This is a genomic window from Pauljensenia hongkongensis, assembly GCF_001746855.1.
Lineage (GTDB): Bacteria > Actinomycetota > Actinomycetes > Actinomycetales > Actinomycetaceae > Pauljensenia > Pauljensenia hongkongensis.
The window spans coordinates 1299687-1322751 of record NZ_CP017298.1; the positions used below are offsets into that span (position 1 = coordinate 1299687).

Genomic DNA, 23065 nt, shown 5'->3' on the forward strand with positions numbered 1-23065 from the left:
CCCCAGTCGCGTCAGGACTGCCGGTTCTTGCGGCGCCTGATGGCCGCGCCTGCCCCGGCGGCGCCCAGGCCCGCGATGATGCCGCCGATCAGGTAGGCGTCAGCCCCGAATCCGCCGGTGAGCGGAATGCCCGGAACCGTCTGCTTCTGGTTGCTGATCGGCGCGAGGGCGTGGTCGAGCGCGTCCTTGCCGATGGTGAAGCCGTGCGGCGTCGTGTCCAGGCGGTACCCGGCGGGCGCCTTCTTCTCCGTGAGGGTGTAGGCGGTGCCGCTCCACGGCAGGCCCTTCACGGTGAAGGATCCCGCTGCGGGGTCCGCGTCGTAGTACGTGGCGCCGGGGGACTTGGGGCACTGGGCGGCCGAGGCGGCCTGGCAGTCGGCGATGTCCACCGAGTCCTGCAGGGCGCCACCGCTGATCGTCCACTCCGAGCCGGCCAGCGGGGAGGCGCCGTCCGAGGCGTCCACCTTCTTCCAGGTCACGGACCCGGTCTTGCGATCGTTGACGACGGCCTTGTCCAGGGCGGCGTCCAGGGCGGCGGGCGTGATCGTCGGGAAGGTGAGCCGCGCGTTGCTCAGCTCGTACCCGGCGGGGGCGCTGGCCTCGCGGATGGTGTACGTCCCCCACTTGAGGCCGTCGACCTTGAAGGATCCGGGCACGGGGTCCTGGTCCTTGTAGGGGCCGGTGGGGCACGGGCCCGCGGTGCAGTCCTCCACCGTGGCGTTGCCGTGCACGTCCGGGCCGGTCAGGCGCCAGCTGGTGCCCGCCAGGGGCGTGGTCCCGTCGGAGTCGGCCTTCTGCCAGGTCAGGGATCCGGGCTTGCCGGTGTTCGTGATGGCGCACAGGACGCGGTCGGTGTTCTGGACCAGGACCTGGGCCCTGCCGTCGACCGTGGCCCCGGCCACGGACGAGGAGTAGTTCTCGCCCAGGGTCCCCGGCGCCTCCTGGCAGCTCCACTGCCCGGACTCGTAGCCGGCGCCGCCGGGGTTCGCAGTGGTCTCCGCGATGTCGTTGTTCCCGGTGCGCACCACCGTCGGACCGCCCGTGGTGCCGTTGCCGCTCAGGGTGAAGCCGTTGGCCCCGCCCGTCAGCGCCCACTGGTCGGCCGCCAGGCCGCCCACCTCGTTCGAGGAGTACTTGTCATCGACCTGCTTGACCAGCTGCAGGGTGGGCACGCGCACGGCGATGCGGTAGTCCTCGACCTCGCCGGTGGCCGTGCCGCCAGTGGGCTTCTGGCCGTCGCCGTTGTTGTCGGCGGTGATGCGCAGGCGCATGAAGGTCTCCGCGCCGGTGCCGTCCTCGCCGTCCACGGAGCGCACGACGTCACCTGGCACGGTCCACGACAGGGTGGCGCTGCCGGAGGCGGAGCAGGCGACCTCGTCGGACTTCTCCGCGTCGTCGAAGACGCCGTTGCGGTTCCAGTCGACCCAGCCGGCCACCTTCCCGTTGCCCTCGCACTTGACGGCCTGGGTGTGGGTGGCGCCGGGCTGGGTGCGGATGCCGTCGGCGGGCACGGTGATGCCGTCCTCGTCGTTGGGCTCTCCGACGATGTCGTCGCCCTTGGCGTCGGCGCTGAACGACTGCATGGGCTCCGCGTCGATGCGCTCGCCGAGGCGGGGGGAGCCCTTCTCCATGTACATCTCGGCCTGCGGGGAGACCTTGAAGAGGTCGGTGGTCGCCCTGACCTCGCCCCCGCGCCACGAGGGCTGGAAGAGGGAGGAGGCGACGCCGTAGGAGGCGGGGGCGTCGCCGTAGTCGGTGGCGACGACCAGGCCCAGGGCGACGGCGGAGTAGCCCGCGCCCTGCATGGTGATGGTGGCGGAGGTGGCGCCCTCCATGAACATGACGGCGTCGGGCCCGCCGTAGCCGTTCGGGTTCTTGTAGCTGCCGCCCGACTGGTAGACGCACTCGTCGTCGGAGGGCATGAGGCGCAGGGTGCGCGAGCCGTTGGAGAGGATGCCGTCGGTGGTGACCTGCTTGCCAGTGTTCTTGCTGATGCACTTCTGCGAGCGCATGGTGTCCAGCACCCTCCAGCGCGGGGGCTTGTTGCCGGCGGTCGTCTTCACGGTGGCCTGGACCCACTCGTCCTGCCGTTCGCTGGTGGCCCAGCTCTTGATGCCGAAGCGCCTGGAGGAGGCCTCGGCGTCGGCGAAGACGAGGCCCTGGACGGGCACGTTGGTGATGGAGCCGTCCTTGCCGTAGATCTCGGCCTTGCAGGTGTAGTCGACGCTGACGCGGGCGTTGTAGCCCGTGGGGCGGTGGTCGGTGCTCTGGTTCCAGGGCTTGCCGTCCCAGGCGTTGCCGCCGTTGTAGGCGTAGCCGTTGGCCAGGCCGATGACCATCTGGTTCTTGTTGACGTAGTTCGCCGGGTACGTCAGCCCGGGGTGCCACACCTCCGAGCCGTCGCTCCACGAGCCGGGCCCTCCGACGTTGTAGAGGTTGTCGAGGGCGTCGCCGGCCCACGTGCCGGGGATGGTGGCGACCAGGGGGCCCTCGGTCTGCTGCTTGGGAGTGCCGGGCGCGGGGGTGTCGTGGGTGAGGTTGGACAGGGTGCAGGTGGTCACCAGGGAGCCCGCGTCGCCGAGATCCCGGTGGTTGACGAAGTCCTTGGGGCCCTCCCCCACGCCGAGGACGGGGACGTTGGGCTTCTCTTTGCCCTTGAAGTCCTTGTCGTAGTCGGCCCACTGGAGCCACTGGATGGATTCCTTGAAGCGCCCGGAGCCGCCGGTGGCGAAGGTGGCGGGCAGCGAGTTGCTGGGGACCCCCTCGCCTGCCGCTTGCGCCGGTTGCTCCGTGTTGGCCAGGACAGGGGTGGCGCCGATGGCCGCGCAGACCACGAACGCGACCACGAAGCGCGCGAGCCGCCTGGTGCGGGGCTGTGGACGGACGTGTTGGGACACTTCAACTCCAATGACTAGGTTTTACAGAAAGCGTTATTAAGCAAATACTGTGGGGGGACGCACCGCGGGTCGGCACGACCGTGGAACCGGTCTCCCGGCCGTGCCGACCCGCATGGGGTCCGGGCCGCGGGGCGCTGCCCCGCGGCCCCGGGGGTGTCAGGCCTCGCCGCGCTTGCGCGAGCGGATGACCAGGGTGGAGCCAACGGCGATGAGCGCCAGGGAGACGCCGCCGATGGTCATGAGCAGCTGGCCGTTGGCGCCCGTGAGGGGCAGCTGGGGCACGGACTGCTTGGTGTTGGGGATCTGGGCGTTGTACGAGGCCAGGGCCTGGGCGCCCTTGACGACCTCGATGGGGGTGGTGGCCGTCTGGGGCAGGACGAAGCCGGCGGGGGCCTCGATCTCCTCGACGACGTAGCAGCGCTTGGCGGCGTCCTTCGAGCCGGCCCCGGCCGAGCCCACGGAGTCGCCGATGTAGAGGCCGTCGATCTTCACAATGCCGTTGACGTCGGAGACGAAGTCGGTCTGGGGCGCGCCACCGTTGATGCTCACCGGGATGGGGTCGCCGGTCTTGGTCGCGGTGGAGCAGTCGGCGGCGTAGGGGTCGGCCGCGTTGAAGACGTTGAACTTCGCGCCACGGACGCCGACCCTGGTGGCGTTCTCGGTGTCGCCGTCGTACTTGAAGAGCTGGACGTTGCCCCAGTCAGTGGAGACCTCGGGGGAGGTCGGCGGGTTGTCGGGCTCGAACGGGGGGACCGAGGGCGGCTCGTTCGGGGGGATGGCGCCGTAGGTCGTGTCCTGGACCAGGTCGGCCTTGTTCTTGATGGTGCCGTCGCCGATGGCGCTCACCTTGCCGGCGAAGACCGCCACGAGCTTCTTGCCGGGGTTGGCCTTCAGCTTCGCCAGGCCGGCCCGCTTGAAGGAGACGACGACCAGGTTGTCAGTGTTGGTCTGCTCGTAGTCGGTGTTCTCGACCAGGGTGTCGTCGCCCAGGGTGATCTTGGTGACCTTGCCCTCGGTGAGGCGGGAGTCCAGCTTGTCGCGCAGGTAGAAGTAGGTGAACTGGGACTCGGCGTCCAGGTTCGGCGTGGTCGTGGAGACGGGGAACTCGACGACCGAGCCCAGGCCGAAGCCGTTGACGCTTTGATCGGCGATGGTCTTGTCGATCTCGATCTTCTGGTTCTTCGGGTAGGCGTGCACGTCGTAGAGCCACTTGCCGTCGCCGTCGTTCGTGGTGTTCGGGAAGGGGACCGTCACGACGAAGGGCTTGGCCTTCTCGACGATGTCGGCGGGCGCCGCGGTCTCGCAGACCAGGTAGGCGGCGACCGGCAGGTTCGCCAGCGTGGTCACGCCCGCGCCATCGGTCGTGCCCTCGGCCGCGGCAGTGGCATTGACCGCGGGCGCGCCGGCGCCGAGCGTCGGGGCCGTCGGATCCGCGCAGGCGTTGGCCGGGACGTTGCCGGCCAGGGCGGACAGCTTGTCCCAGTCGGTGGGCTTGGACAGGTCGAGCCCGGAGAGCTTGAAGGCCTTGAAGGTGACGCCCCCGACGCCGTCGCCGCCGGAGTCGGCGGTGCCGTCGACCTTGCCCATGGTGCCCGAATCGTTCTTCAGGTGCTTGTGGACGATGATCGAGCCGATGGCGCTCTGATCGATGGTGCCGTAGGCCGGGTCCGCGGCGAGGGCCGCGGCGCTGGTCGCGATGACGCCCGCCGCCCCGATGCTCAGGGCCCCGGCGGCGGCGATCATCCGCCGCCCGAGGGGCGCGTGTTTCCTGCTCACTCGTCTTCCTCTCAATACTTCCGCACTCTGTGTGGTGACGGGATTGGGTGATTCGGTAATGAGTATAGAGGAACCTTTAGGGCAATACGATATTTACCGGAAAATGTGACGCGGACGTTACTTTCACGCGGGAAACCGGGGAAGTCTCTGCGGCCCCCATCACCCCCGCTCCCCCTCCGCGCCCGAACACTGACCAGCGGCGCCGACAAGGAAAACGGCGGCGCCCCGCTCGAAAACGGGGCGCCGCCGCTGCACGGGAGCGCTCTCACTTGCGGTGGCTCGACCGCTCCAACGCGCGCATGAGCGCACGGGGCACTTCCTCCGAGGACCCCACCCTCACCTGGGTGACGCCCCGGGCGTCGAGCATCCGCGCGACCGCCGCGCGACGCTGCTCGGCGACGTTGCGGGCCTCCTTGGCCAGCTGCTCGTCCCTGCGCAGGAAGTCCGGCAGCACGCCCTCATTGACGTCGATGACCGTCATCTCCGCGTCGAGCTCCGCCGGATCCACATCGGCCACAGAGATCTGCATCACCTGATGGCGCACGCTCAAGGACTTGATGACGTCGTCCGCCTCCTTCGACGGCAGCGGCTGCGTCTCGTCGCTGACGATCACGATGAGGGAGCGCCGCCTCGTCGTCGTGAGCGCGCGCCGCAGCAGGCGCGGCACGTCGGAGCGCGGGGACCCCAGGGTGATGTCCTCCGCGATGCGGCGCATGATCGTCTCCGCGTGCCCGTTGCCCGTGCGGGCGGGCATGAAGCGGACCCTGCGCGAGTCCCCGGCGACCAGGCCGATCTGGTCCCCCCTGGCCACCGACAACCAGGCGATCGCCTCGCACGCCGTCAGCGCCACGTCCTCCTTCGGCTCCCCCGACGGCGCCAGGGCGCCCATCTCGCGCCCCGTGTCGACGACCAGGATCACCTGCACGTTCGCCGTCGCCTCGTGCCGCTTGATCGTCGGGGTCCCCGTGCGGGCAGTGGCCGCCCAGTCGATCTCGCGCACGTCGTCGCCGGGCTGGTAGGGGGCCAGATCCATGAACTCCCAGCCGCGCCCCCACCTCAGCGCCGAGTGCTGCCCGTCCATGACGGACAGGAGCTTGCGCATGACGGGCAGCTGGATGCGCGTCGACAATGCGTGGATCTCACGCGACCTCACTGGCATGTCCGTCCCCCTCCGCCCCGTCGGGAAAGAACCGCGGCCGTCACGGAACCGGCACCGCGTTGAACACCGCGTCTATCAGGCCCTCGACCGAGACGTTGTCGGCCAGCGCGTCGAAGGTGCGGATGATGCGGTGGCGCAGGATCGCGTAGCGCAGTTTCTTGATGTCGTCCGGGACCACGTAGTTGCGCCCGTCCATGAGCGCCAGGGCCTGGGAGATCTGCATGAGCGCGATGCCGCCTCGCGGCGAGGCGCCCACGCGCACGTGCTTGGCCCACCCGGGCAGCGGGTTCGGGCCCGCGCCCCTGGTGGTGTTGATGATGTCGACGATGTACGCCTTGAGGGTGTTGTGCACGTAGACGCGGCGCGACAGGTCCTGCAGCACCAGGACGTCCTCCACGGAGATCGGGCTGGCGGCGACCGGGGCGCTCATCGCGCCCGAGTCGATGCGCTCCAGGACCTCGAGCTCATCGACCGGCGTCGGGTAGGTGATGACCTCCTTGAGCAGGAAGCGGTCCATCTGGGCCTCGGGGAGCACGTAGGTGCCCTCCTCCTCGATGGGGTTCTGGGTCGCCATCACCATGAACGGCCTGGGCAGGCGGTGGTTGACGCCGCCGATCGTGGTCTGCCCCTCCTGCATCGCCTCCAGCATCGCCGACTGCGTCTTCGCGCTCGAGCGGTTGATCTCGTCCAGCAGGACCAGGTTCGCGTGGACCGGACCCAGCTGGGTGACCATCTCGCCCGAGGCCTGGTTCCAGATCTGCGAGCCCACGATGTCGTTGGGCATCAGGTCCGGCGTGCACTGGATGCGGTGGAACGAGCCGGAGACGGCCGAGGCCAGGGTCTGCGCGGCGGTGGTCTTGGCCAGGCCGGGGACCGACTCGACCAGGACGTGCCCGTCCGCCAGCAAGCACGCCGTGAGCGCTCTGCGCAGATCCTCCTGCCCGACGACTTTCGCCTGGTAGATCACGGCGATGCGGTTCAGAAGGTCTTTGGCCTGCGCGAGTTCCGCGTCGGTCAGGTAAGCGGCCACGAAGTCTCCTAGTGGGCACGGGTGAAAAGTGTTGCTGTGGTTAGTTTAATGCGCGGGGCGCGTTTTGGGGGCCGTGTGGCCGGTCCCACCGTCCGGCGGAGCCGGGGCGCGCCGGATCCGGGGCGCGGCAGCGGTCGGGGCCCATCTGGCGGCGCCGGTCAGTCGGAGGCCGCCCCGCGGCGGCGCAGCACCAGGATCGATCCGCCCAGGACCGCCAGCGCGAGGCTGCCGCCCAGGAGCACCGGGGCGCTCGAACCCGTGAGCGCCAGGCCCGCGCCCCCCGACGGGCCCGCGTCGGGCCCCGGATCCCCCTGCTCCGCTTCGATGGGCGTGTAGGTGTTGGTCGCGACGACCCGCGCCACCGAGCCCTGGGGGCCGACCTCCACCACCCCGCCGTCAGCGATCTGCGCGGACAGGGAGTGGCCGGGCACCCAGGCGGCGTCCGTCTGCTCGGCGAGGGCGCACTGCGTGCCCACGGGCAGCTCCTCCGACTCGACGGGGGTGCCGTCGCCGGGAACGGTGAGGACCCTCGACTCGCCGCCCGCGCCGCACACATAGGTGAAGGTGAAGGACTGCGGGACGGGGGCGCCGTTCGCCTCGACGTTCTTCACGACCGCGAACCTGGCCGTCTCGCGCGTGTACGTGTTCACCGCCTCGACCGCGGCGGTCGAGCCCTTGGCGCCGATTCCGACGACCACCCGCTGGCCCTGCGCCGCTGCGCCGTCGACCGTCCACGACGTGGCCAGGCCCGCCCCGCCCACGCGCGCGTCCTCCTGGGCGATCCCGCAGGAGGAGCCGACGGGGAAGGGGCCGGCGGTCCTCGTCTCGCCCGCGCCCACGCGCAGCGTCCCCGCGCCCACGCTCCGCCCGGAGGCGTCCGCGCACGCGTAGTCGAAGGCGAAGGCCCCCGGCGCTGATTCCAGGGCGCCGCCCGCGGCCCTCCCCGTCACCGAGAACGACCCGGCGTCCAGGGTGTAGGTGCTGGTCGACGCGACCACGGCGCTCGCGCCGTCGGCGACGCGCACAGTCGCGGCCCCGTCGGCGACCGCCTCCGCCGAGCCGTTCACCGTCAAGGACCGGGCCGACGAGGCGTTCGGCACGTCCACCGCCGCCTCCTTGACCGTGCACGTCCCCGCGGGCACGTCCTCGACCTGGATGCTCTGGCCGGCCTTCACCGACACCGTACGGGTGAGGGGATCCCCGCCCGTCGGCGCGCACGTGTACTCGAAGGAGAACTCCTGGTCCCCCACCAGCGCCGCTCCGTCGCCGTCCACGCTCTTCGCGATGGTGAAGGCCCCCTTGAGGGCGCGGTAGTCGTCGGTCACGGTGAGCAGCTCGTCCGACCCCTTCGTGATCGTGGTGCGCGTCGCCGAGTAGGAGGTCGCGACCGCGTAGCCGTCCACGGTCCGCGGCGCCCGCTCGATGGTGCACGAGGCGCCCGAGGGCAGGGCAGGGCCGCGGGCCTCGTCCCCGTCCCCGGCCAGCTCCAGCTCCCCCGCCACGCCGTTCGTGCACGAGTAGGCCACGGTGGAGGGCCCGGCCCCAGCAGGGCGGTCGCCGGTGATGGCCCTCTTGACGCGGAAGGAGCCCGTGTCGGGGGCGTAGGCGTTCTCGAAGGACGCGTTCGCGCTGGCCTGGCCCGCCCCGCTGATCGTGATGGTGCGCTCAGCCGGCGGGGCCAGCGTGTGGCCGTCGATCGCGGCCTCCGCGGCGTCCTCCCTCACCGTGCACGAGGAGCCCGCGCGCACCAGGGCGCCCGAGGCCACCGGGGCCCCGTCCGGCCTGACGCCCGTGATCGTCCCCGAGGAGGCCGCCGGGTCGTCGCACGAGTACGCGAAGGTGTACGCGCGCTCCGCACCCGCCGAGCTGCCCTCCGCCAGGGTCTTCGAGACCGTGAAGGTGCCCCACGTCGGCTCCAGGCGGTTCGTCACCTGGACCACCGGAAGGGTGCCGTCGCCGATCTCGATGGTGTTCGTCGCCGCGCCCCCCACCTCGAAACGGGGAGCCGACCAGCGGTAGCCCGTCGGCGCCTGGGAGTCGGTGCCGACCTCGCTGAGCGTCACCCTGGTCCCCTTCGGGAAGGTGATCGACGGCTCCTTCCCGGTGAACACGGCGGCGGCGCCCTGGGTGACCGACATGGTCGCGGTCCCGCTGCGCCCGTCGGGGTTGAGCGCGCCGGGGGCGTAGGCCGCCCAGCCCCCCGGGTACGCCTGCTCGTCGGGGTGGTAGGCGCTCGCGTCCAGGGGCAGCTCGTAGTCCACTTTGATGGTGTACTCCTGGTCCTTGGGGACCAGGGCCGAACCGGGGCCGGCCACGGACTTCTGGACCTGGAAGGAGCCGTAGGCGGGCGCGGTCTTCACCGTCGAGGAGAAGGAGGGCACGAAGGAGCGCTCCACCTGCTTCTCGACCAGGACCTCCTCCACTCCGTCCCCGTTGGCGTCGTCCACCAGCTTGACCCTGTTCGAGTACGTGAGCCCGGGCTCGAGGTAGTCGGAGCCGACCGGGCTCCCCCAGTACTCCAGTTCGTACTTCGTCGACGGGTCCCACGGCCCGGTGAGCTCGATCCGCGCCTCCTGCCCGTCGGCGCCCGCCTCGCCCAGGACCGCCTTGACGGCGAACCCGCCCTCGGCGCTGGCCGCCGCCCGGCCGTCGCCCTTGGCCAGGACAGTGTCCGCCACCTGCGGGTAGGAGCCCTTCGAGTACTTCAAGCGCAGCACCCACTCGCCCGGGTCGCTGAAGCGCTGCCCGGGGCCGAGGGCATCGACCAGGGTGATCGTCCGCTCCGCAGCGCCGTCGAACGCCATCGAGGCGCCCGCCGCCGCGTAGTACTCGGAGATCCTGTCGGTGTCGAAACCCAAGTGGTAGTGCGTGTTCTTCGAATACTCGCTCATGCCCGTCATCCCCACGGCGAGCGGTTCGGGGCTGTAGGGCCCACGCTGCAGCGCGGCGATGCCGCCACCGCCGGGCAGCCCCAGGGCCTGCCCGTTCGGGTAGCCGCTCACCCCGAAGACCAGGGAGGCGTCCTGCGTGGCGGCCGCCGCGGACATCTGGAAGCTCGCGGTGCCGCCGACGCCCCGCCACCCCTCCCTGATCTTCGAGGGCAGGACGTCGCTAAGCGCGCAGGTGAAGGAGTCAGGGGCGGCGACGCACACGCCCACGGCCACCGACTCGCCGCCGTGGAGCACCCTCAATTCGGAGGAGTGCCCCGGCACCCGCGACCGCAACGGCTCGGGCAGCGACACCGTGAAGGAGTCGCCCGTCTTCAAAGACGCCTCCGCCCCTGGCCGCAGGGACCACTCGAAGTCGAGGGCCACCGTGTCGGAGACCCTGAGACCGCCCGGCAGGTCGGCGTTGGCGGGCGTCGTCCTGCGCAGCGCCTTGAGGACGACCTGGATGCTGTCGTTGTCCGCCGCGCGCGCCACGGGGGCCCCGCCGACGGGGACCAGTGCGGTGAGGACGACGGCGAGCACCGCGAACAGGGCCGCGCGTACGCCCCGGCGCGAACGCCTGGCGCCCCTGCCCGATTGCGGAGTACTCATGAGCATGTCCTTACGAAGGCGTCACCGCAGACCAGAATGACGATCACACGAAAGTTTACCGAACGAGCCAAGGGCGGAACAACGCGGAGAAGTGCGCCACGCCGCCTCTCGATGTGCGACGCGAGACAAAGCGGGGCGGGGTCCGACCTCAGGGTCGGGCCCCGCCCCGCCGAGCCCGCGCGAAAGCGCGGACTCCGTTGGCGCTCAGGCCTTGGCCGCGGCGATGCGCTCGCGGAACTTCGCCAGCTGCTCGGTGATGGCGGCGGGGAGCTTATCGCCGAACTGCGAGAAGTACTCCTCCGTGTCGTCCATCTCGGCGGCCCAGGCGTCGGGATCGATCGCGAAGAGCTTCGCCCACACGGCCTCGTCGATGTCCAGGCCGTCCAGGTTGAAGTCCTCGAACTTCGGGTAGCGGCCGGTCACGCCGTCGATGGCCTCGACCTCGCCGGCGGCGCGGCGGACGATCCAGTCCAGGACGCGGGCGTTGTCGCCGTAGCCGGGCCACATGAAGTTGCCGTCCTCGTCCTTGCGGAACCAGTTGACCTGGTAGACCTTCGGGAACTTGTCGCCGACCTTCTTCTGCATCTCGATCCAGTGGCCCCAGTAGTCGGCCATGTTGTAGCCGCAGAAGGGCAGCATCGCGAAGGGGTCGTGGCGCAGCGAGCCGGCCTTGACATCGGTCGCGGCCGCGGTGACCTCGGAGGCCACGGAGGCGCCGATGAACACGCCGTGGGCGGGCTCGTACTGCTCGGCGACCAGCGGGACGTTGGTGGCGCGGCGCCCGCCGAAGAGGACGGCGTCGACCGCGACGCCCTCGGGGGCCTCCCAGTCGGGGCAGATGATCGGGCACTGCGAGGCGGGGACGGTGAAGCGGCTGTTCGGGTGGGCGGCCTTCTCGCCGGACTCGGGCGTCCAGTCCTTGCCGTGCCAGTCGATCAGGTGCGCCGGGACGTCGCCGTCGATGCCCTCCCACCACACGTCGCCGTCGTCGGTCAGGGCGACGTTCGTGAAGATGGAGTTGGCCTTGCCGGTCTCCATGGCCATGGGGTTGGTCTTGTAGGAGGTGCCGGGGGCGACGCCGAAGAAGCCCGCCTCGGGGTTGATGGCGCGCAGGGTCCCGTCGGGGCCGGGGCGCATCCACGCGATGTCGTCGCCGACGGTCTCGACCTTGTAGCCGGGGATCGTGGGCTGGAGCATGGCCAGGTTGGTCTTGCCGCAGGCGCTGGGGAACGCGGCGGTGACGTGGAACTGCTGGCCGGTGGACTCGCGGGTCAGGCGCAGGATCAGCATGTGCTCGGCCATCCAGCCGTCACGGCGGGCCATGGTCGAGGCGATGCGCAGCGCGAAGCACTTCTTGCCCAGCAGGGCGTTGCCGCCGTAGCCCGAGCCGAAGGACCAGATCTCGTTGGTCTCCGGGAAGTGGGTGATGTACTTCTCATCGTTGCAGGGCCACGTGGTGTCCTCCTGGCCCTCGGCCAGGGGCATGCCGACCGAGTGGACGGCGGGGACCCACGGCTTGCCCGCAGCGATCAGGTCCATCGCCGCCGTGCCCATCCGCGTCATGATGCGCATGTTGCACACGACGTAGGGGGAGTCGGTGATCTCGATGCCCAGCTGCGAGATCGGGCCGCCCAGGGGGCCCATGGAGAAGGGGATCACGTACATCGTGCGGCCCTTCATGGCGCCCGTGAACTTCTCCTTCAGGGTGGCCTTCATCTCCGTGGGATCCGCCCAGTGGTTGGTCGGGCCGGCGTCCTCCTCCTTCTCGCAGCAGATGAAGGTGCGGGACTCAACACGGGCGACGTCCGAGGGCAGGGACCGGGCGAGGAAGGAGTTGGGGCGCTTCTCCTCGTTGAGCTTCGTGAACACGCCGCTCTCCACCATCTGCGCGGTGAGGCGGTCCCACTCCTCCTGCGAGCCGTCAGTGAACTCGACTGCGTCCGGGGTCGTCAGCTCGGCGATCTTCGCGACCCACTCGAGCACGTCTTCGGGAGTGTTGGACGGGGCCGCCGCGCGCACGTCCTGTTCAGTCACGGACATTTTGCCTCCTGGGCATTCAGTTTCCGAGGCCGCCTCTCGCGCCCTCGTCGTACAGGGTCAATCATGCCGGACCAGGAGCGCCGAAATGCGGGCGCTTGGTCCCGGTCAACAGCTGATTCTAACGGATCCCGCCCCCTCGTGTGGTGGAGAACACCCGGCCCTGCGGCCCCCCGCCCGCCCCTGAAGTTGAAGAACGGTCCCGCCTTAGCGGACGATTGGTGTCGGACGCAACACCGCGCTCCGCCACCAGACACAGACCGGAGGAACAACGTGGGAATCCGCAGCAAGCCCCAGGGCCCCGACTTCTTTGAGTACTTCAGCCAGCAGGCCAACCACCTCGTCGAAGGCGTCGAGCTCCTCACGCAGATCTACGCCGCCTCCCCGGAGGAGAGGGTCGCGCTGCGCGACCAGCTCCACGCCGTCGAGCACCGCGGCGACGAACTGAACCACGAGATCATCCAGCGCGTCAACTCCTCGTTCATCACCCCCTTCGACCGCGAGGACCTGCAGTCCCTGGCCTCCCACCTGGACGACTGCCTGGACTTCATCGACGAGGCCGGGGACCTGCTGGTCGTCTACGGGATCGCCGACATCCCCTCCTCCTTGGACTCCCTGCTGGACGCGCAGATCGACGTCATCAAGAACTGCGCGGACCTCACCGCCGAGAACATGCCCAAGCTCAAGTCGCCCGTGGACATGCGCGACTACTGGATCGAGATCAACCGCCTCGAGAACGAGGGCGACCTGGCCTACCGCCGCACGCTGACGGCCCTCTTCGACTCCGGCCTGGACGCGGTCACGATCATCAAGCTCAAGGACATCGTCCAGGGCCTCGAATCCTGCGCCGACGCGTTCGAGGAGCTGGCCAACGTCATCGAGTCCCTCGCGCTGAAGGAATCCTGAGCCGTGGATCTCAACCTGATCCTCGTCTGCGTCGTCATCGCCGTCGCGCTGTTCTTCAGCTACACCAACGGCTTCCACGACGCCGCGAACGCGATCGCGACCTCGGTGTCCACGCGCGCCTGGACGCCGCGGGCCGCCCTGCTGATGGCGGCGGCCATGAACGTCATAGGCGCCATGATGGGCACCGCCGTCGCCAAGACGGTCGGCCAGGGCATCATCTCGATCAGCCGCTACGCCGAATCGACACAGGCGGAGATGCAGCACAAGGGCCTGGTCATCATCCTCGCCGCGCTGCTGGGCGCCTGCGTCTGGAACCTGATCACGTGGTGGTTCGGCCTGCCCTCCTCCTCGTCCCACGCCCTCATCGGCGGCCTCGTCGGCGCCGGCATCGTGAGCAGCACGGCGGTCCACTGGCAGGGCATCCTCGACCACGTCATCATCCCGATGTTCGCCTCCCCGATCATCGGCTTCGTCGTCGGCTACTTCGTCATGCACTGCGTCCTGCGGCTGCTGCGCAACGCGCAGTACCACCGCACGATGCGCCGCTTCCGCGCCGCGCAGCGCTTCTCATCGGCGGCCATGGCCCTGGGCCACGGCATCCAGGACGCGCAGAAGACGATGGGCATCATCATCATGGCGCTGGTGGCCGGGGGCTACGGCCAGACCCACCAGATCTACGACCCGGTGACGGGCGACATGACGGTGCCCATGTGGGTCAAGATCTCCGGCGCCCTGGCGATCTCACTGGGCACGATGGCCGGGGGCGGGCGCATCATGCGCACGATCGGCCGCAAGATCATCGACCTGGATCCGGCGCGCGGCTTCACCGCCGAAGCCGTGTCCTCCTCGATCCTGTACCTGTGCTCCTATGTCGTCCACGCCCCAATTTCTACCACCCAGGTGGTTTCCACCGCTATCATGGGCGTCGGCTGCACGAGGAGGTTCTCCGCGGTCCGATGGGGCGTGGCGGGGAACATCGTGGTCGCATGGTTCCTGACCCTCCCCGCCGCCGCGGCAGTCTCGGCAGTCCTGTACTGGGTCGCCGCCTGGATCGTAGGAGTCTGACAATGTCCATCACCACCCCCGACCTTCAAGGCAACCGCCGCTCCTTCAGAGCCCCCCTGCGCGCGCTCGCCGCATGCGCCGCCGCAGCCTCCCTCAGCGCCATGGCGCTGGCGGGTTGCTCGACCTCGTCCGTGATGCACATGAGCATCGGCCAGTGCATCCAGGATCCTGAGAGCACCCAGGTTTCCACCGTCGAGACAGTCGACTGCTCCAAGCCGCATGACGCCGAAGTGTTCTTCCTATACGAGGTCGAGGGCACCAACTACCCGGGGGAGGACTCTCTCAACTCAACAGCCGAACAGGTCTGCATCGCGGCCTTCGAAGCATACGTCGGCAAGAGTTTTGAGGAGAGCTCGCTCAACGCCACCTGGTTCGTCCCCACCAGCAAATCATGGCCGCAGAACGACCATGAGATCGTCTGCATGGCCACCGACATGCAGAACGGCAAACTCAACCAGTCCGTGAAGAACTCCGGCTTCTGAGCCTGAGGGCTTGCCGTGGGGCCCGGCGCGCAATGCGCCGGGCCCCACGACTCCCTCCAACGCGGCTCCGTCCAGCGGTCAGCCGCCCGCACCGGCCCCTCTCAGCCCCGCACCGGCCCCTTTCAGCGAGGGCCCGCACTGGTCCCTCTCAGCTCCGCACCGGCCCCTCTCAGCGGGGGCCCGCAGGGCGCTTCGACCGGTTGTGGGCACGAGGGCGCCCCTCCCCCGGCCCTTCCGCCGGAACCGCAGTGCGCTTCGTGCGCAGGGCGTGGCACTCGACGGCGATGACGGCGTGCCCGCCGTCGTGGTGGGCAACGTGGGCGACGACGACCTGGGCGCGGTCGAGGCCCTGCGGGAGCGTTCCCTGCGCGTTCGGCGCCATCGCCCCGCGGAGGGCTCCGATGCCCCGCTCCAGCGCCTCGCCGGGGGCGCACACCAGCGACGCCCCCCGTCTCCGTCCGAGCAGCGAGCGCACGAGGGCGCCCGCCCAACCGGAGCCGGTGGACGCGCCCGCGTCCCGTTGAACGGAACCGGAAGCAGAAGCGCCCTGCGGGTCCGCGTCCCCTCCCTCCGCGCACTGCGGGGACCGCGGGTCGTCCGCTGCTGCGGCCAGTTGTGCCGGAGGACCGGTCGCGCGGCGCCGTCCCGGAGGGACGAGGCCACTGGCCGCGGCAACTGCCGCGGGGCCGTGCCGCTCCTCCTCCGTCCGCGCGGCCTCCGCTCCCGCGGCCGCCCCGTGGGAAGGCCCCGCTGCAGTGGTGGGCCCACGGGGCGCCTCCCCCTCCGCGACAAGCACCTGCCCGCCCCCGGCCGCTGCCCAGGGCGCCAGTGTCCTGCGCGCGTGGTCGGCGCGGGCGGCGTAGGCCCGGTCGACACCGAAGGCGCTCATGAGTTCGACGAGGTCGAAGGCGCGGCGCACGCCGAGGCGGCTCAGCATCCCCTCGCCACTCGTGGCGGGCTCCCCGCCCGCAGCTGGACGAACAAGGGCAGCCCCGGGGGCAGCGGCGCCCGCAGTGGGGGCAGCAGCGCCCGCCCCGGAGGCAGCGGTGGACGCGCCGGGGGGAACGAGGGCCTCCTCGTCCGTATTCGCGCGCACCAGTGCTGCGGTGCCCTGGGCCGTGCCCCCCCGCCCTGGCGCGCCGGGGCCGGCGGCGTCCCCGGGCCTGACGAGCGCGACCGCGGTAGTGAGCAGAGTGCCCGCACGGGCGTGGGAGGCGAGCTCGGACAGCAGGCGCCGATCGCCCCTGCGGGTGAGCATCGCCTCGGCGGCGTCGGGCCGGGCCCACCGGATCTGGTCGATCTCGCCGCGCGGAGCGGGAACCACCGGCGCGCGCAGCCTCTCGGCGACGGATCCAGCGGGCACTGGCGCGCCGACCCAGTAGTGGACTTCCTTGGTGTGCCCCGAGCCGAGGCGGTACCTCTGTGTGGCCAGTGGGACGCCCAGGATGACGGCGATCCCCGTCTCCTCCTCCACCTCGCGCACGGCGGCGACGACGATGGGCTCCCCCGGCTCTGCCTTGCCCTTGGGCCACGACCAGTCCCGATACCGTGGCCGATGGACCATGAGGACCTCGATGTCAGCCGGATCGACCGCCTCGCCGACGACGTCCACCCGTCCGGGGTCCGCGAAGCGCCAGACGAGCGCCCCCGCGGAGCGCACAAGCTTCTGGGGCCTGGGGGAAGGGGTGGGAGTCACCTCTCAAGGGTAGCGGCCCGCGTCGGGCACCGCCGGACCGGTGGCCGGGGTTTCGCACCCCCGCCCCATGCGCCGCGCGCCCCGTGCGTTGCGCCCGCGCCCTGTGCGCTGCGCGAGCCCCAGTCCCGGGGTTGCGCCACTATGCCCCTGGGTTGCAGTCCCCGGGTTGCGCACACAAGGACCCCGATTTACGAAACACCCGCCGCACACAAGGGCTTGATTCCGCCCTTGTGTGCGATGCCATGTTGCCTAATTCCGACCCTTGTGTGCGATGCCGTGTTGCCTGATTCCGGCCCTTGTGTGCGACACCGAGAAGGACGGGCGGTGACGGGCCACGCGCCGCGGCCCGCAGGCCCCGAAGGGGAAGGCTGCGCCGACGCGCGTTGTTCGCACCAGCGCGCGTTATATCCCCCTCGCGGTGTCAACGACTCCCTCGCGATGCCGACAACCCCCTCGCGATGCCGACAACCCCCTCGCGGTGTCAACGACCCCCTCACGGTGTCGACAACGCGCGTCGGCGCACCGCGCGCGTTCACCCCCCAGCCCTTCCGGGGGCGCGCCGGAGGCGGCCTCGCGGGACATCCGCAGCGCCTCGTCCTCCGAGGTGGCGCGCCCTAGTCGAGCCCGTCCGCGGTGCGGACCGGGCCCTTCCGCGGGCACGCCCTAGTCGAGTGCGCCGGAGGCGGCCTCGCGGGCCGCCGCGTCGAGCTCGTCGGCGGTGCGGACCAGCGCCCGGCTCCGCGTCGTGACGGCGTGGGCCAACGGGTCGTCGGGGTCGTCGATCCACGTGGCGTCGGCGGCCGCCAGGACGCGGCAGGCCCGGGCGGCCTGGGCGAAGACGAAGTCCAAGTCGTCATCGGTGAGGTCCCCCCGCAACAGGGAATCGACCTCCTCGATCACGAATGGGAGGGGTCTCACATCCACGGGGGCCTCGAGTCCATCGATGCGGGGCGAAGCGGCCCCCGCCTCGTAACGCCGCGCGACCGCCCCCGGATCCCGGTGGTACCACTCGCTCAACAGGTAGGCGCGCCACAGCGCGCCAGGAAGCGTGAACGCGGGGCTGCGCGCCCACACGTGCGCGATGGCGTCGGCCCCGTGCCCGCGCACGTGGGCGCGCAGACGGGCCACCGCCTCGTCGTCGAACTCGTCGTCGCCCACGCCCATGAGCGCCCACGCCGCGGTGTGCGCGACGGCGGCGGACTCGGCGGGGTCCTCGTCCCCGATGATCGCCTCGGCTCGGGAGGCGGAGAGCATCGCGGGACGCCTCGGTTTGGTCGGTTCGGCCATTTTGGCATCATCCTCTTACAATGGTGTGCGACGGGCCTATAGCTCAATGGTAGAGCAGCGGACTTTTAATCCGTAGGTTGGGGGTTCGAGTCCCCCTGGGCCTACTCGCCCGCCCCAGCCCCGTCGGCTGGGGCGGTTGCCGCACCGCGCCAGTACGAACGCGCTGCCGACGGATGGAGGTCGTCATGTCCGACGAAGCGGACAGGGCCCACGGCGCCCTGGCGGGACTCGCGCTGGGGGACGCCCTTGGCATGCCGACCCAGGCGATGACCGCCGACCAGATCACGCGGACCTACGGGTGGGTGGACGCCCTGGTGCCAGCCGACGCCTCGCAGCCCTACGCGCCCGGCATGCCCGCCGGCAGCGTCACGGACGACACGGAGCAGGCGCTGCTCGTCGCCGACCTGCTGGTGTCGGGCGGGGGCGGCATCGACCCCCACGCCTTCTCCCGCGCCCTGCTGGACTGGGAGGACTCGATGGCGGCCCGCGGTTCCCTCGACCTGCTGGGCCCATCGACGAAGGCCGCCCTGGAACGCGTGCGGGCCGGGGAGGACCCCCTCCACGTGGGCGGCGCGGGCACCACCAACGGCTCAGCGATGCGAGTCGCGCCCGTCGGGATCGCCTCCTCCACCCGGGATCCGCGTTTCACCGACACCGTGTGGGAGTCGTGCCGCGTCACCCACGCCACCGAACAGGGCTTCCACGCCGCCGCGCTCGTGGCGGCAGCGGTCTCCCTCGGCATCGACGGAGCAGGGGTGGGCAGCCCTTCGGACTCCGCCCGCGCCTCCTTGGAACGCGCCCTGGCCCTCGTGGAGGGACTCGGGCGCCGGGGGGCGTGGACGCCCCAGCCGGACGTGTGCGAGCGGACCCGCTACGCGCTGCGGTTCGCGCGCTCCCGCGACCGCGCCCCCGGTACGGCCGACGACGACCGGGCGTTCGCCGGGGCGCTGCGGGCACACGTCGGCGCCTCCGTGGAGGCCGCCCAGTCCATCCCCGCAGCGTTCGCCATCGCGTGGCGCTACGCCGCCGATCCGTGGCGGGGCCTGTGCGTCGCCGCCAACCTCGGCGGTGACACCGACACGATCGGCGCTATCGCCGGCGCCGTGCTCGGCGCCGCCCTGGGAGCCCGGTGCTGGCCCGCCCAGGAGATGGAACGGGTGGAGGGAGTCTCCGGGCTGCGGCTGCGCGAGACCGCCGACGGTCTGCTCCGCCTGCGCGCCCACGGCTCACGACCGCCCGCCCACGGGGAGCCGGTCGCGGCACCGCTGGAGGGCAGGGTCGTCCTGCTCGGGCAGGTGGTCGTCGACCTCGCACTGCTGGCGCCGCGCGTGCCCGCTCCCGGCGGCGACGTGTTCGCAGAGGACGCGGGCATGCACGCGGGCGGGGGCTTCAACGTGCTGGCCGCTGCCCGCCGGATGGGAGCGCAGGCAGTGAGCCTCTCCGGCGTCGGGGACGGCGGATTCGCCTCGATCATCACCGCTGCGCTGGAGCGCATCGGCGCCGCCTGCGAGGGACCGCGCATCGCGGGAACGGACTCGGGGTACTGCGTGGCCATCACGGACGCCGACGGCGAGCGCACCTTCGTCTCGACCAGGGGCGCGGAGGCCCGCCTGCCGCGCGGGTCGTGGTCCGCCCACGCGGCCCGCTTGCGCAGCGGCGACGTGGTGCACGTGGACGGCTACGCGCTGGCCCACCCGGCCAACACCGCCGCGCTGCGGGAGTTCCTCTTGGCGCCCCTGCCCGCCGGGCTCCGCGCGATCGTCGACGTGTCCCCCGTCGTCGGCGACGTCGACCTCGACGACCTGCTCGCCCTGCGGGCCCTGGCCCCCCTGTGGTCCATGAACGAGCGCGAGGCGGGGATCCTCGCGGGCCGCCTCGCGCGGGCGTCCGCCGCGCCCCCGCACGGAGGCGCTCCCCAGGGGGAGGCGGCGCCACCGGCCGGAGCGGCCCCCGGGGACGCCGCGCGACTCGCGGCCGCGCTCGCCGACGCCCTGGGCTCCCCCGTCGTCGTGCGCTGCGGCGCCCACGGGGCGTGGTACGCCCCGGGTGAGCCCGCCGACCCCCGCTGGGCGGTCGAGCCCCCCGCATCCACGGACGACCGGCCCCGGAGGCGGCGCCCCCCATCAGCGGTCCGCATCCCCACCCCGCAGATCACGGCAGTCGACACGAACGGCGCCGGGGACGCGCACTCCGGGGTGCTGGCCGCCTCCCTGGCGCAGGGCGCGGACATCCTCGAAGCCCTGCGGTTGGCGAACTGCGCGGGCGCCCTCGCCGCGACCCGGGTGGGCCCGGCCACCTGCCCGTCCCGCACCGAGATCGAGGCCGCCTCCCGCGCCCTCGCCCATCATTAGGACACGCATGCCACGCAACGCGGACGCCCCCCGCGCCTCCCTGATCGGGGGCCCCCTCACCCCCGCCCTCCTGCTCACACTGGCGGCGCTCAACGCCGTGCCCCCGATGGCGACCGACATGTACTCCGCCGCCTTCCCGCAGATCACGGCCTCCCTGTCCACCACCTCGACCATGGTCGGGCTGACGCTCACGGCGTTCTTCATCGGCTACGCCGCGGGCCAGGTGCTGGGCGGTGCCGTCTCGGACCAGCTGGGCAGGCGCGGACCCGTCGTCGTCGGCTGCCTGGCGGCCCTGGTGGGATCCCTCGTGTGCGTCTTCACGCCGAACGCGGGCGTCCTCATCGCCGGGCGGGTCCTCCAGGGCTTCGGGGGCGGCGTCGCCTCGTCCGTGGGGCGCGCCGTCCTGGTCGATGTCGCGCACGGGAGAATGCTGGCGCGGGCCATGTCGCTGCTGCAGGCCGTCGTCGGCTTCGCGCCGATGGTCGCCCCCGTGCTCGGCGGCTTCATCGTCACCCGCGCCCCCTGGAGGACCGTGTTCTGGGCGCTCGCGGCCTTCACCCTGCTGATGACGGTCCTCGCGTGGTGCTTCGTGCCCGAGTCGCTGCCGCCCGGGGAGCGCCAGGACGGCGGAGTGCCCCGTTTCTTCCGCGGCCTCGCCCAAGTGGTCCGGATCCGGCCCTTCGTCGGCTTCATGCTCACGAACGCGTTGTCGAGCTTCTGCATGTTCGGGTACATCTCGAACGCCACCTACGTGCTGCAGGAGTCCCTGGGGCTCTCCCCCTTCCAGTACTCCCTGGTCTTCGCCTTCAACGCCCTGGTGCCCACGCTGCTGGCACTGGTGAACGTGCGCCTCATCGCGCGCTTTGAACCCCGCGCCCTCATCGCCGTGGGCCTGGCGCTGGCGGCCCTGGGGGTCGTGACCCTGGTGGTGTCGGCCACTGCACTGGGCCTCGCGCTGGTCCCCACGTGCGCCGGGTTCATGCTCATCATGAGCGCGAACGCCTTCATCTTCGGCAACGCGGCCTCGCTGGCGCTCGGGCAGTCGCGCGAGCTGGCGGGAACCGCCTCGTCGGTCCTCGGCGTCGCCCAGTCGCTGGCGAACGCGGTTTCCGCGCCGCTGGCGACCTCCGGCGGCTCGTCGGCGACCCCGATGATCGTGGTCATGGTCGTGGGCTCCGTCGGCGCGTGGCTGGCGTTCTGGGTGGTCGCCCGGGGCGGGCGCGGCGCGCGCACCGACGGGGCCGCGCAGTAGGCGCACGCCGTGCGCGGCGCCAAGAAGGAACGGACGCCAGAAGGGACGAGGGGCGGCCCGCGGGGAACGGGAACGCTGCGGGCCCGCGCCCGCAGCGGGCGTCACTCCCCCCGCCGCGCCGAGTGGTGCTTGCCCGAGGCGATCCACACGGCCACTGACACCAGGACCAGCCCGGCGAGCTCCGCAGGAGCGGGGATCTGGCGGAGCATGAGAGCGCCGACCACTGCGCTCGAGGCGGGCAGAAGCGCCGTGAAGAGCGCGAAAGTGGCCGCGGGCAGGCGCGTGAGCGCCAGGGCCTCCAGCGAGTAGGGGACGACCGTTGAGAGCAGTCCCACACCGACCACTGCGGCGAGCAAGCCGGAGTCCGTGAGCGCCACCAACGCGCCCGGTCCCAGAACGGGCGCGAAGAGCACCGCCCCGAAGAAGCACCCGAGCGCCAGGTTCGTCACACCCGAGCGTGTGGAGGCGACCCGCTGCCCCAGGACGATGTACAGCGCCCAGGCGAGGGCGGCGGCCAGGATCCACGCCAGGCCGGCGCGCACCCGCCCCTGCGACAGGTCGAGTCCCAGGCCCCCGATGCACGCGACCCCCGCCAGGGCCAGGAGGGCCGCGACGCGCGGCGCCCACCCCCGCCCGCGCAGGACGGCGACCGCCACTGGACCGACGAACTCGATGGAGACGGCGGTGCCCAGGGGCAGACGGGCGATTGCCTCGTAGAACGAGGAGTTCATCGCCACCAGGACCACCCCGAAGAGCGTGGACGCCGCCAGGTCGCGGCGGCTGAGCCCGTCGCGCCACGGGCGCCTCCACGCGCACAGGACGAGCGCGCCCGTGGCGGCCCGCCACCATGCGACCGAGGCGGGCTCGACCGCCGCGAAGGCGACGACCGCCACCGCCGCGCCGACGTACTGGATGAGCCCGGAGCCGACGATGAAGAGCTGCGGCGGCAGCCGGTCGGCGAGAGCCATCTACTGGGCCGGGGTGAAGACCAGCGCCGCGGAGTTCATGCAGTAGCGCATCCCCGTGGGCTGGTCCGGGGCGTCGGGGAAGACGTGGCCCAGGTGCGAGCCGCAGCGCGAGCAGCGCACCTCCGTGCGGACCATGCCGTGGCTGGTGTCGACCAGGTCCCTGGTCGCCCCCTCGTCGGCCTCGTAGAAACTGGGCCAGCCGCACGCCGACTCGAACTTGGCGTCCGCGTCGAAGAGCCGCTGCCCGCAGGCGGCGCAGTGGTAGGCGCCCTGGCGGTGCTCGTCGAGCAGCTCCCCCGTGAAGGGCCGCTCGGTGCCGCCCTCGCGCAGCACGTGGTACTGCATGGGGGTGAGCCGGGAGCGCCACTGGGCGTCTGTGAGGGCGGAGGCCTCGTCGAGGCTGGGGAAATCGCTCATGCCCCTATTGTGGCCCTTCCCGCCTCCCATGGCGCGCCGCCCGGGCTGTGCGGCTCAGCGCCGCCGCTTGCCCTTCTTGTCGTCGTACCCGCGTCCGGCCATGGCCGCGTTGCGCTCGTCGGCCTCGGGCGAGCCCGAGTAGAAGCGCTCGCCCCGCTCGACGGGTTCTGCCGCAGGCCGCGCGGGGGCGGCGGGCGCCGACT

At 71.5% G+C, this 23065-nt stretch carries 15 protein-coding genes and 1 tRNA gene; 6 read left to right on the top strand and 10 right to left on the bottom strand.

Annotated features, from left to right (window positions below):
* Window positions 1-11 precede the first annotated feature (11 nt).
* The 6 genes from BH719_RS05410 to BH719_RS05435 form a co-directional block, all read right to left on the bottom strand.
* Window positions 12-2897: a CshA/CshB family fibrillar adhesin-related protein gene (locus BH719_RS05410; RefSeq protein ID WP_009743767.1), complete on the bottom strand. Its 2886-nt coding sequence runs from the start codon at window positions 2895-2897 to the stop codon at window positions 12-14.
* 156 nt (window positions 2898-3053) lie between these two features.
* A complete protein-coding gene (locus tag BH719_RS05415; RefSeq protein WP_009743768.1) occupies window positions 3054-4673 on the bottom strand; it encodes a SpaH/EbpB family LPXTG-anchored major pilin in 1620 nt (539 codons plus the stop codon).
* A gap of 265 nt (window positions 4674-4938) precedes the next feature.
* A complete protein-coding gene (locus BH719_RS05420; protein WP_009743769.1) occupies window positions 4939-5832 on the bottom strand; it encodes a DUF58 domain-containing protein in 894 nt (297 codons plus the stop codon).
* Between the two features lie 40 nt (window positions 5833-5872).
* Window positions 5873-6862: an AAA family ATPase gene (locus tag BH719_RS05425; RefSeq protein WP_009743770.1), complete on the bottom strand. Its 990-nt coding sequence runs from the start codon at window positions 6860-6862 to the stop codon at window positions 5873-5875.
* A gap of 158 nt (window positions 6863-7020) precedes the next feature.
* Window positions 7021-10401: a DUF5979 domain-containing protein gene (locus tag BH719_RS05430; protein ID WP_034255280.1), complete on the bottom strand. Its 3381-nt coding sequence runs from the start codon at window positions 10399-10401 to the stop codon at window positions 7021-7023.
* A gap of 204 nt (window positions 10402-10605) precedes the next feature.
* Window positions 10606-12441 carry a phosphoenolpyruvate carboxykinase (GTP) gene (locus BH719_RS05435; protein ID WP_009743772.1) on the bottom strand — a complete coding sequence of 612 codons (1836 nt, stop codon included), beginning with the start codon at window positions 12439-12441 and terminating at the stop codon, window positions 10606-10608.
* A 270-nt stretch (window positions 12442-12711) separates the two neighbouring features.
* Between BH719_RS05435 and BH719_RS05440 the strand changes: the two genes are divergently transcribed.
* Genes BH719_RS05440 through BH719_RS05450 form a run of 3 tightly spaced genes read left to right on the top strand, consistent with a single transcriptional unit; the run spans window position 12712 to window position 14891 of the window.
* A complete protein-coding gene (locus BH719_RS05440) occupies window positions 12712-13344 on the top strand; it encodes a DUF47 domain-containing protein (RefSeq protein WP_009743773.1) in 633 nt (210 codons plus the stop codon).
* Window positions 13345-13347: 3 nt separating this feature from the next.
* A complete protein-coding gene (locus tag BH719_RS05445) occupies window positions 13348-14409 on the top strand; it encodes an inorganic phosphate transporter (protein ID WP_009743774.1) in 1062 nt (353 codons plus the stop codon).
* Between the two features lie 2 nt (window positions 14410-14411).
* Window positions 14412-14891, top strand: a complete 480-nt coding sequence (locus BH719_RS05450; RefSeq protein WP_009743775.1) for a septum formation family protein — start codon at window positions 14412-14414, stop codon at window positions 14889-14891.
* A 169-nt stretch (window positions 14892-15060) separates the two neighbouring features.
* On the opposite strand, the gene BH719_RS05455 is transcribed toward BH719_RS05450, so the two are convergent.
* The gene (locus BH719_RS05455) at window positions 15061-16587 is read right to left on the bottom strand and encodes an NUDIX hydrolase (RefSeq protein WP_245683262.1); all 1527 of its coding nucleotides are present in this window, start codon (window positions 16585-16587) and stop codon (window positions 15061-15063) included.
* Between the two features lie 663 nt (window positions 16588-17250).
* The gene (locus BH719_RS05460) at window positions 17251-17874 is read right to left on the bottom strand and encodes a hypothetical protein (protein WP_034219592.1); all 624 of its coding nucleotides are present in this window, start codon (window positions 17872-17874) and stop codon (window positions 17251-17253) included.
* A 32-nt stretch (window positions 17875-17906) separates the two neighbouring features.
* Here BH719_RS05460 and BH719_RS05465 point away from each other — a divergent pair.
* The 3 genes from BH719_RS05465 (at window position 17907) to BH719_RS05475 (ending at window position 21477) form a co-directional block, all read left to right on the top strand.
* A tRNA-Lys gene (locus BH719_RS05465) sits at window positions 17907-17978 on the top strand.
* 81 nt (window positions 17979-18059) lie between these two features.
* Window positions 18060-20225 (top strand): PfkB family carbohydrate kinase, encoded by a 2166-nt coding sequence (locus BH719_RS05470; protein ID WP_034255657.1) that lies wholly within the window; start codon window positions 18060-18062, stop codon window positions 20223-20225.
* Between the two features lie 7 nt (window positions 20226-20232).
* Complete coding sequence (locus BH719_RS05475) at window positions 20233-21477, top strand: multidrug effflux MFS transporter (protein WP_009743779.1); 1245 nt, start codon at window positions 20233-20235, stop codon at window positions 21475-21477.
* Window positions 21478-21578: 101 nt separating this feature from the next.
* On the opposite strand, the gene BH719_RS05480 is transcribed toward BH719_RS05475, so the two are convergent.
* Window positions 21579-22445, bottom strand: coding sequence for an EamA family transporter (locus BH719_RS05480; RefSeq protein ID WP_009743780.1), 867 nt, complete (start codon window positions 22443-22445; stop codon window positions 21579-21581).
* Window positions 22446-22892, bottom strand: a complete 447-nt coding sequence (gene msrB, locus BH719_RS05485; protein WP_009743781.1) for a peptide-methionine (R)-S-oxide reductase MsrB — start codon at window positions 22890-22892, stop codon at window positions 22446-22448. It lies immediately after the preceding gene.
* Window positions 22893-23065 lie beyond the last annotated feature (173 nt).

Excerpts from the sequence above, each read along its gene's own strand:
- BH719_RS05420 (WP_009743769.1), bottom strand. The coding sequence starts at position 5,832 with ATGCCAGTGAGGTCGCGTGAGATCCACGCATTGTCGACGCGCATCCAG.
- BH719_RS05430 (WP_034255280.1), bottom strand. The coding sequence starts at position 10,401 with ATGAGTACTCCGCAATCGGGCAGGGGCGCCAGGCGTTCGCGCCGGGGC.
- BH719_RS05435 (WP_009743772.1), bottom strand. The coding sequence starts at position 12,441 with ATGTCCGTGACTGAACAGGACGTGCGCGCGGCGGCCCCGTCCAACACT.
- BH719_RS05450 (WP_009743775.1), top strand. The coding sequence starts at position 14,412 with ATGTCCATCACCACCCCCGACCTTCAAGGCAACCGCCGCTCCTTCAGA.
- BH719_RS05460 (WP_034219592.1), bottom strand. The coding sequence starts at position 17,874 with ATGGCCGAACCGACCAAACCGAGGCGTCCCGCGATGCTCTCCGCCTCC.
- BH719_RS05470 (WP_034255657.1), top strand. The coding sequence starts at position 18,060 with ATGTCCGACGAAGCGGACAGGGCCCACGGCGCCCTGGCGGGACTCGCG.
- BH719_RS05475 (WP_009743779.1), top strand. The coding sequence starts at position 20,233 with ATGCCACGCAACGCGGACGCCCCCCGCGCCTCCCTGATCGGGGGCCCC.
- BH719_RS05480 (WP_009743780.1), bottom strand. The coding sequence starts at position 22,445 with ATGGCTCTCGCCGACCGGCTGCCGCCGCAGCTCTTCATCGTCGGCTCC.
- msrB (WP_009743781.1), bottom strand. The coding sequence starts at position 22,892 with ATGGGAGGCGGGAAGGGCCACAATAGGGGCATGAGCGATTTCCCCAGC.